This is a genomic window from Phenylobacterium sp. (assembly GCF_046590535.1).
In the GTDB taxonomy this organism is placed as follows: domain Bacteria; phylum Pseudomonadota; class Alphaproteobacteria; order Caulobacterales; family Caulobacteraceae; genus Phenylobacterium.
Window position 1 is genome coordinate 1 of the sequence record NZ_JBKJTG010000123.1, and the last position, 9,603, is coordinate 9,603.

8 protein-coding genes are annotated in these 9,603 nt (G+C 68.7%); all 8 read right to left on the reverse strand.

From position 1 onward, the window contains the following. Positions 1-1,689 (reverse strand): polyribonucleotide nucleotidyltransferase (gene pnp, locus ACLL81_RS07415; protein ID WP_411287708.1); only part of this gene is annotated, 1,689 nt, incomplete at its 3' end. 243 nt (positions 1,690-1,932) lie between these two features. Continuing rightward, positions 1,933-2,202 carry a 30S ribosomal protein S15 gene (gene rpsO / locus ACLL81_RS07420; RefSeq protein WP_411287709.1) on the reverse strand — a complete coding sequence of 90 codons (270 nt, stop codon included), beginning with the start codon at positions 2,200-2,202 and terminating at the stop codon, positions 1,933-1,935. 19 nt (positions 2,203-2,221) lie between these two features. Next, complete coding sequence (truB, locus tag ACLL81_RS07425; RefSeq protein ID WP_411287710.1) at positions 2,222-3,151, reverse strand: tRNA pseudouridine(55) synthase TruB; 930 nt, start codon at positions 3,149-3,151, stop codon at positions 2,222-2,224. Continuing rightward, on the reverse strand, positions 3,151-3,585 hold the full coding sequence (gene rbfA / locus ACLL81_RS07430; RefSeq protein ID WP_411287711.1) for a 30S ribosome-binding factor RbfA: 435 nt from the start codon (positions 3,583-3,585) through the stop codon (positions 3,151-3,153). Before rbfA ends, truB begins: the two co-directional genes overlap by 1 nt. A gap of 93 nt (positions 3,586-3,678) precedes the next feature. Further along, complete coding sequence (locus ACLL81_RS07435; protein ID WP_411287712.1) at positions 3,679-4,179, reverse strand: DUF2939 domain-containing protein; 501 nt, start codon at positions 4,177-4,179, stop codon at positions 3,679-3,681. Between the two features lie 63 nt (positions 4,180-4,242). After that, a complete protein-coding gene (gene infB, locus ACLL81_RS07440; protein ID WP_411287713.1) occupies positions 4,243-7,188 on the reverse strand; it encodes a translation initiation factor IF-2 in 2,946 nt (981 codons plus the stop codon). Positions 7,189-7,256: 68 nt separating this feature from the next. Beyond that, on the reverse strand, positions 7,257-7,901 hold the full coding sequence (locus ACLL81_RS07445; protein WP_411287714.1) for an RNA-binding protein: 645 nt from the start codon (positions 7,899-7,901) through the stop codon (positions 7,257-7,259). Positions 7,902-7,912: 11 nt separating this feature from the next. After that, positions 7,913-9,603 (reverse strand): transcription termination factor NusA (nusA, locus tag ACLL81_RS07450; protein WP_411287715.1); only part of this gene is annotated, 1,691 nt, incomplete at its 5' end.

A 9,603-nucleotide genomic window follows, 5' to 3' on the forward strand; every position in this document is an offset into this window, starting at 1 on the left:
GATGTCCATCTGGATCGACGTGATGCCCTTCTTCGTGCCACCGACCTTGAAATCCATGTCGCAGAGATAATCTTCGGTGCCGAGGATGTGCAGCCGGCCTTCCTTCGCCTGCTCGAGCGCAACCTTCATGATCTCGGGCGTGATGCCCTCGACCTTGATGTCCATCTGCAGCGTCGTGACGCCATCCTTGGTGCCAGCGACCTTGAAATCCATGTCGCCGAGGTGGTCCTCGTCACCCAGGATGTCTGAGAGAACGGCGAAGCCGTCCTTTTCCAGGATCAGGCCCATGGCGATGCCGGACACCGGCTTCTTCAGGGGCACGCCCGCATCCATCAGGGCCAGCGAGGAGCCGCAGACCGAGGCCATCGAGGACGAGCCGTTGGACTCGAAGATCTCGGCGACCAGGCGGATCGTGTAGGGGAACTCCTCAACCGACGGCAGCATCGGACGCAGCGCCCGCCAGGCAAGCTTGCCGTGGCCGACTTCGCGGCGCCCCGGCGCGCCCATGCGGCCCGTTTCTCCCACCGAGAAGGGGGGGAAATTGTAGTGCAGCATGAACTTCTCATAGTACTTGCCGTCGAGAGCATCCATGAGCTGCTCGTCGTCGCCGGTTCCGAGGGTGGCCACGACCAGGGCCTGGGTCTCGCCGCGGGTGAACAGCGCCGAGCCGTGCGCCCGGGAGAGCACGCCCACTTCCGAGACGATCTGGCGGACCTGGTCGACCTTGCGGCCGTCGATGCGCACGCCGGTGTCGAGGATCGAGCGGCGGACGATGTCGGCCTCAAGTTCCTTGAAGACGCCGATCAGCTTCAGCGCGTCGATGCCGGCCGGGTTCTGGTCGGACTTGGCGAAGGTCTTGACGGCCTTTTCCTTGGCCGCGGTGAGCGCGGCGTGGCGCTCAGTCTTGCCCATGATCTTGTAGGCGGCGGTCAAGTCCTTGCCGATGGACTTCTTCACTTCGGCCTTCAGGGCGTCGGTGTCGTCGGCCTGGAAGTCGAACGGCTCTTTGGCGGAGTGTTCGGCCAGTTCGATGATCGCGTCGATGACGGGCTGCATGCCGGCGTGGGCGAACATCACGCCCTTGAGCACTTCGTCCTCGGTCATCTCCTGGATCTCGGACTCGACCATCATGACCGCGTCATGGGTGCCGGCGACCACCAGGTCCATCCGGCTGTCCTTCATCTCTTCGATCGTGGGGTTGAGCACGTACTCGCCCTCCACGAAGCCCACGCGGGCGCCGGCGATCGGGCCCATGAACGGGGCGCCGGAGATCACCAGGGCGGCCGAGGCGGCCACCAGGGCCACCACGTCAGGATCGTTTTCCAGGTCGTGGGCCAGCACGGTGCAGACCACCTGGACTTCGTTCTTGAAGCCCTTCACGAACAGCGGCCGGATCGGGCGATCGATCAGGCGCGAGGTGAGGGTTTCCTTTTGCGAGGGCGCGCCTTCGCGGCGGGGGAAGCTGCCGGGGATCTTGCCGGCGGCGTAGAACTTCTCCTGGTAGTTGACGGTGAGGGGGAAGAAGTCCTGACCGGGCTTGGCGGCCTTGGCGAACACCGCGGTGGCCAGCACCATGGTCTCGCCGTAAGTGGCCAGCACCGCGCCGTCGGCTTGGCGGGCCATGCGGCCGGTTTCGAGGGTCAGCGTCTTGCCGCCCCACTCGATGGTCTTGCGCTTGATGTTGAACATTTGTCGTTTCTTTCTATCCCGGCGGCCGCATTGCCGGCGGGGACGGACAGGGATCGGCTTTCCGAAATCCTCTCCAAATGAACAGGCGGGGTGAGGATTTCAATTGAACCCTCGGCGTACGGATGGGGCCCGACTGGGGTCCCGGGGCCGCATGAATCCTCCGGCCTGTTTGCGGAGGAGCGGTGGGTAAGCACGTCAGACGGCTCGCCCGGCGCAAGGCCGGGGAGGGTCTTGGTGATCGGACTAGCGGCGCAGGCCGAGGATCTCGATCAGCTTCTGATAGCGGTCCACGTCGGACGTCTTCAGGTGATCCAGGAGCGACCGGCGGGCGGAGACCAGCTTGAGCAGGCCCCGGCGCGAGTGGTTGTCCTTCTTGTGGGTCTTGAAGTGTTCTGTGAGGTTCGAAATCCGTTCGGACATGATCGCCACCTGGACTTCGGCGCTGCCCGTGTCCGCGTCGCCGCGGCCATGGGTCTTGATCACTTCAGCCTTGCGTTCGGTCGTAATCGACATCGGGTTTGTCTCCGCTCTTTCAAAGATTGAAGACCCGCGAGGGCTCGAGCCGGCCCGCGCGCATCTCGCAGAGTGCGACCACTGATCCGCCCGATGTGGCTGAAACGATGCGGGAGCCCGGCTTGAGCCTGGCTTTCACCGCTTCAACCTGTCGGGGAACGAGAACGATCGGCCGTCCCTGCTTCAGTCTGAAGGCGTCTTCGTCGGTCACGGCCAGCTCCGGGATGTCGTCCAGGGCGGTCTCGACCGGAAGCAGCGCCTCCGACTGGCGGACCTTATGCCCTAAATCCTCCAACATTTCCAGCGTCACGGCGGAGGCCTCGGTGAAGCCGCCCACGCGGGTGCGCCGCAGGTCCGCCACGTGGCCGCAAGCCCCCAGCATTTCCGCCAAATCGCGGACCACGGCGCGGACATATGTGCCCTTGCCGCACTCGATTTCCAGGGTGATGTGGTCGGCGTCGGGCGCGTCGGCGACCCGGGCCGAGTGGATGGTCACGGGCCTGGCCTTCAGCTCCACCGGCTGTCCGGCGCGGGCCAGGTCGTAGGCCCGCTCCCCGTCCACCTTGATGGCCGAGAAGATCGGTGGTGTCTGCATGATTTCGCCCACGAAGCTGGGCAGGGCGGCCTCCACCTGAGCCAGCGTCGGGCGGACGTCGGACGCAGTCAGCGTCTCGCCCTCGCGGTCGTGGGTGGCGGTGGTGCGGCCCCAGGCGATGGTGAAACGATAGGCCTTGTCGGCGTCCACCAGGAACGGGACCGTCTTGGTGGCCTCGCCGAGCGCGATCGGCAGGATGCCGGTGGCCAGGGGGTCAAGGGTGCCCGCGTGGCCGGCCTTCTGCGCGTTGAAGATTCGCCGGACCCGGCTGACCGCGTGCGTCGAGGTCAGGTCGTAAGGCTTGTCCAGGCAGATCCAGCCGGAGACCGGGTCGCCCTTGCGGCGCCTGGCCATCAGTCTTCGTCTTTCCAGGCGTCCGAGGGCGGCTGGGGTTGCAGGTCCTGGCGCACCCGCGGATCGTCGAACAGGCGGCTCATCCTCTCCGCCGCGCCGAAGGTCTGGTCGTGGATGAACTTCAGCTCCGGGGTGAACTTCATGTCGATGGACTGGCCCAGGCGCCCGCGCAGGAACTTGGTGTGGCGGTTGAGGGCGTCCACCACCTCCGGCGAATGCTCTCCGCCAAGGGGTTCGACGAAGACCATGGCGTGGCGCAGGTCCGGGCTCATGCGGATCTCGGTGACGGTCACCGAGACGCCGGCCATGACCGGGTCCCTGATCTCCTCGTGAAGCATGATCTCCACCAGGGCGTGGCGCATCAGCTCGCCGGCGCGCAGTTGCCGTTGGGTGGGACCCTGGTTGGTCCGGGTGGGCTGGAAGGGGCGTTTCATCGGCGTGGGCCTTGGCATGCCTGGGGCGCGGGTCGGACGCCGCCGCCAGGGAAAGGGCGCGCTTCTAGGCGCGCGGGCCGGTGAAGTCCAGCCTCAGCCCTTCAGGCGTAGCTCGGCGAGGTCGCCCTCGAAGCCTGAGAGCCGCCAGCGGTCGTCGGCGCCCTTGGTGAAGATCAGCAGGCAAGGCCCTTCCTTCTGGCGGGTGGCGCAGACCCGGCCGTCGGGCATGGTCTTCAGCGCCTGGGAAATCACCACGCGACCAGGGATCTTGGTCTGGGGCGTGTAGCCGTAGCGCTCGGCGACCATGCGGAAGGCGGAAGGCTGCACCAGGGCTTCGCCGGCGAACTCGGCTAGGCCGGGCGCCAGGATCGAGGCCAGGCCGCCCAGCCGGTTGTCCTTGGCGGCTTCGGCGACCAGGCGGGCCTCGATCTCGGTCTTCAGCGCGGCGCGATCCACATGAGCGTCGAACGCCGCCTGGTCGTTGTCACGGATCGAGATCAAGAGCGCGTGGACGTCGTTGGCGGCGTCGAGCTTCTCCACCGAGGCGCAGCACGCCAGGGCGAAGGCCATCAGGCTCAGAAAGATGCTGCGCACGGAAGGCTCCTGCGGGTGTGGCCGGTTTAACGGCTGAGCCCGGAAACTGGCTGCACCAAGACTTTAGAGGGTCCGCTTGACCTCTTCGAGAGTGAAGCACTCGATGGTGTCGCCGGCCTTGATGTCCTGGAAGCCCGCGAAAGCCATCCCGCACTCCTGGCCGGACTGGACCTCGTTGACCTCGTCCTTGAAGCGCTTGAGCGTCTGCAGGGTGCCCAGTTCCAGCACCACGACGTCGGCGCGGATGATCCGGACGCGGGCGCCCTTGCGGACCACACCCTCGGTGACCCGGCAGCCAGCCACACGGCCGACCTTGGAGATGTCGAAGGCCTGCAGCACCTCGGCGTTGCCAAGGAAGGTCTCGCGCTGGATGGGCGCCAGCATGCCCGAGAGCACGCCTTTGATGTCGTCCAGCAGGTCGTAGATGATCGCGTAGTAGCGGATCTCGACGCCTTCGCGCTCGGCCAGGTCGCGGGCCTGCTTCGAGGCGCGGACGTTGAAGCCGAGGATTGCGGCGCCAGCGCCCTTGGCCAGCATCACGTCGCTCTCGCTGATCGCGCCGGCGCCCGACAGGATGATCCGCGCACGGACCTCGTCGGTGCCAATCTTATCCAGCGAGCCGACGATGGCCTCGGTCGAGCCCTGCACATCTGCCTTGATGACCAGCGGCAGCTCGGAGACCTTCTTGTCGGTGATCTTGGCCATCATCTCGGCCAGGGACGCGCCCTGGACCGGGGCGCCGGCCTTTTCGCGCTTCAGGCGCGTGCGGTAGTCGGTCAGCTCGCGGGCGCGGGCCTCGTTTTCCACCACCGCGAAGGGCTCGCCCGGATCGGGGGTGCCGTCGAGGCCGAGGATTTCCACGGGCACGGACGGGCCCGCTTCGTTGACCTGTTCTTCGCGCTCGTTGAGCAGCGCGCGGACCCGGCCAAAGTTGGCGCCGGCCACCACGATGTCGCCGCGCTTCAGGGTGCCGCGCTTGACCAGCACGGTGGAGACGGCGCCACGGCCGCGGTCCAGCTTAGCCTCGATCACCACGCCGTCGGCGGTGCGGTCGGGGTTGGCCTTCAGGTCGAGCACCTCGGCCTGCAGCAGGATGGCTTCCAGCAGGTTGTCGAGGCCCATCTTCTGGGTGGCGGAGACCTCGATGGCCTGGGTGTCGCCGCCCAGGCTTTCCACGACAATCTCGTGTTGCAGGAGCTCGTTGATCACCCGGGTCGGATCGGCCCCGTCCTTATCGATCTTGTTGATCGCCACGATGATCGGCGCGCCGGCCGCCTTGGCGTGATTGATCGCCTCGATGGTCTGCGGCATGACGCCGTCGTCGGCGGCCACCACGAGGACCACGATGTCGGTGACGTTGGCGCCGCGCATCCGCATGGCGGAGAAGGCGGCATGGCCGGGGGTGTCCAGGAAGGTGACCCGCTGGCCATCCTCCAGGCGCACCTGGTAGGCGCCGATATGCTGGGTGATGCCGCCGTGCTCGCCGGACACCACGTCCGTGGAGCGCAGCGCGTCCAGCAGGCTGGTCTTGCCGTGGTCCACGTGGCCCATGATGGTCACCACCGACGGACGCGCCAGCAGGTGGTCGTCCACGTCCTCGGCGCCGATGAAGCCGCTCTCGACGTCGGCTTCGGACACCCGGCGTACGGTGTGGCCGAACTCGGTGGCCACCAGCTCGGCGGTGTCGTTGTCGATGACGTCGTTGATCTTCAGCATCACGCCCTGACGCATCAGGAATTTGGTGATCTCGACGCCGCGGATCGCCATCCGGTTGGCGAGCTCGCCCACGGTGATGACGTCGGGAATGATCACTTCGCGGGCTGCGCGGACCTGCTCCTGGCCACCGCCCTTGCGCTTCTCGCGTTCACGTTCACGGGCCCTGCGGACCGAGGCCAGCGAGCGCATACGCTCCGCGCCGTCGGCGTCGCCGGCGACGGTCTGGATGGTCAGGCGGCCTTCGCGGCGCTGCGGCGCGCCCTTGGCGCGGGAAATGGCCTTGGACGGGGCCGCGTCGCGACGGCGGTCGTCCTCGTCGGGCCGGCGGTCGAGGCTGGCCGCGCCGGGGCGCGGGGCCTGGCGCGCGGCGCGCTGAACTTCGGGGGTGGCGGGGGGCGCGTCGGGACCGGTGCGCGGCGCGCCTCTGGCGCCGGCGGGGCCGCGCGGGGCGCCCGGAGCCGGACGCGGCGAGAGCGCCGAGAACCGCACGGTGTCGCCGCCGGGACGGGCCCGGTCGTCGCGTGTCGGGGGACGGTCGCCGGTGGGGCGCACCGGCGCGTGGTCGTCGCGGGCCGGACGGGCGTCGGGCCGCGGCGCGCGCTGGTTGAACGTCGCGCTCTCGAAGCGCGCCGCCGGCGGGGCGGGCCGGTAGGTGGTGGTGCTGGCCCGGTCGTCGCGGCGTTCCGGGGAGGGTTGATAGGTGCGGGTCTGGCCGGCGCCCAGGGTGCGGTCGATGGGCGGGCGGGGCGCGGGCGCGGCGGCCTGTACGGGCGCAGCGGGGGTCGGGTCGGTCGCGGGCGGGGCCGGGGCGGCCGGAGCCTCTGCGACCGGAGCAGCGGCCACGGGAGCGGGCGTCGGAGCCGGCGCGGGCTCGGCCACCGAAGCGGCTGCGGCCGGGGCGGCGGCCAGGGGGGCGCTGGCGACCAGCGCCTGGCGCTCGGCGGCCTGGGTTTCCTGTTGCTGGCGGGCGAGTTCGATGGCCCGCTGACGGGCGGCGCGTTCCTCGGCCGACAGGCCTGATGCGTCCTGGCCGCCGGCGGCGCGCGGCGCGGGGGCGGTCGGGCGCGGGTCGAATACGCGCTTCTCGGCGGACGAAGGGGCCGCAAGATTGCCGGCGACGCCCGTATGGGTGCGGGCGCGCTTGGTCTCGACGACCACGGTCTTGGAACGGCCATGGCTGAAGCTCTGCTTCACCGTGCCGGCGCTGACCGATCCGGCCCCACGGGGCTTCAGGGTCAGGGGCGGGCGTCCGCCCGGGGCGGCGTTGCGGCCGTTGTTGTTCTCGTCGCTCATGCGCTCGCTTTACTTACCGACCGGGCGGTCCCGGCCAAACGGATCGATCAAATGGCGAAAGCGGGACTTTAGGTCCCGCTTACCGAAGGTTCCTCGCGCCAACTCTCAGGAAAGAGCGGGCAAAAGCCCGATAGCCGCTGGGCGTCTTCAGTCCAACGGCCGGCGGCTCGCCCCGCAAGGAAGGCGGTGTGTATCACATTCTCCAGCCCCAAGGCCAAACCCAATTCCTCGGCGCTGAAGACGCCGAAAAGCCCGGGCCTGCGGGGTTGTTTGCGGGCCACGGCCCACATCTTGCGGCGGCCGTCCGCGGCGCCGTCGGACGCCTCGACCAGCCAAGCGGCCTTGCCCGACGAGATCGCGGAGGCGGCCTTTTCGAATCCCGAAGTAAGGTCGCCGGCCCTGCGTGCAAGGCCGAGGCCTGAAAGCAGCCGCCTCTTCAGCAGCGTCTCCACCTGGCCGGACAGGTCGGCGGGCGCGGCAAGCTTGGCCTTGGCGGCGCGGGCGAACAGGCCCTTCTTCGCCGCTTGATCCACCGAGGCGCGGTCGGCCACCACCCAGAGCCCGCGGCCCGGCAGCTTGCGCGCCAGGTCGGGGACCACCAGCCCCTCGGGACCCGCCACGAAGCGGATCAGGCGCGCTTCCTCCATCACCTCGCCCGAGACGATGTCGCGCCGCTCGCGCTCGGCTTCGGCCAGGGTGGCGGGCGCGCTCATCAGGGTAGGGCTCAGGCGTCGCGCGCCTCGCCCTCCGCCTCGGCCTGGGCGAACACTTCGCTGTCCTCCAGGGGCTCGGGTTCCGGCTCCGGCTCCGGCTCCGGCTCCGGCTCCGGCGGGGCCTCGACCCAACCCATGGCCACCCGGGCGCGCATGATCAGGTCCTCGGCGTCCTGCGGCTCCAGGGCGAAGCTCTCCAGCACGCCGGCCTCACGGACCCGCTCGCCGCCCTTGGTCTCGAACCAGCCGCGCAGGTCGTCGGGCACCAGGCCGGCAAAGTCCTCCACCGTCTTGATGCCACCTTCGCCCAGGGCCACGGCCATGGGCAGGGTGACGCCATCGATCTCCAGGACGCCGTCCTCGACGCCCAGCTCGCGGCGCTTGCCGTCCAGCTCGGCCGCTTCGCGCTCAAGATAGTCGCGGGCGCGAGCCTGGATTTCCTCGCCGGTGTCCTCGTCGAAGCCCTCGATGGCGGCAATCTCGGACGTGTCGACGTAGGCCACGTCCTCGACGGTGGCGAAGCCTTCGGTGACCAGTAGCTGGGCGATCACCTCGTCAACGTCCAGGGCTTCCTGGAACAAGGTGGTGCGCTCGGAGAACTCGCGCTGGCGGCGCTCGCTCTCCTGGCTCTCGGTCATGATGTCGATCTGCCAACCGGTCAGCTGACTGGCAAGACGGACGTTCTGGCCCCGGCGACCAATCGCCAGGGACAGTTGCTCGTCTGGGGCGACGACTTCGACCCGCTCGTCTTCCTCGTCCATCACCACCTTCGACACCTCGGCGGGAGCCAGGGCGTTGACGATGAACGTGGCCTCGTCCTGGCTCCACTGGATGATGTCGATCTTCTCGCCCTGCAGTTCGGCCACCACCGCCTGCACGCGCGAACCGCGCATGCCGACGCAGGCGCCGACCGGATCGATCGAACTATCGTTGGAGACCACCGCCATCTTGGCGCGGCTGCCCGGGTCGCGGGCCACGGCGCGGATCTCGATCACCGAGTCGTAGACCTCCGGCACCTCCTGGGCGAACAGCTTGGCCATGAAGCCGCCGTGCGCGCGGGACAGCAGGATCTGCGGGCCCTTGGTCTCGCGCCGGACGTCGTAGATGTAGCAGCGGGCCCGGTCGCCGATGTTGAAGTTCTCACGCGGGATCGCCTGGTCGCGGCGCATGATGCCTTCGCCACGGCCCAGGTCGACGACGACGTTGCCGTATTCGACGCGCTTGACCACGCCGTTGACGACCTCGCCCACCCGGTCCTTGAATTCCTCGTACTGGCGCTCGCGCTCCGCCTCGCGGACCTTACCTGTCACCACCTGGCGGGCCATCTGGGTCTGCACCCGGCCGAACTCGAAGGGCGGCAGAACCTCTTCGTAGGTCTTGCCGACGACAGCCTCCTTGTCGGTGCGCTTGGCGTCGGCCAGGCGGATGATGCCGGCGGGCTCCTCGACGGGAACCTCCTCCTCGCCCTCGGCGACCTCGGCGCCTTCCGGCGGCCCGAAGGTGGCGTCGTCGGCGACCACGGTCACGTAGCGCTTGACGATGGTTTCGCCGGTCTTCGGGTCGATCTTCACCCGGATGTCGTGCTCGGCGCCGTAGCGGGCGCGCGCGCCCTTCTGGATCGCCTCCTCGATCGCCTCGATGACGATCTGCTTGTCGATCGACTTCTCGCGGGCCACCGCGTCGGCGATGGTCAGAAGTTCAA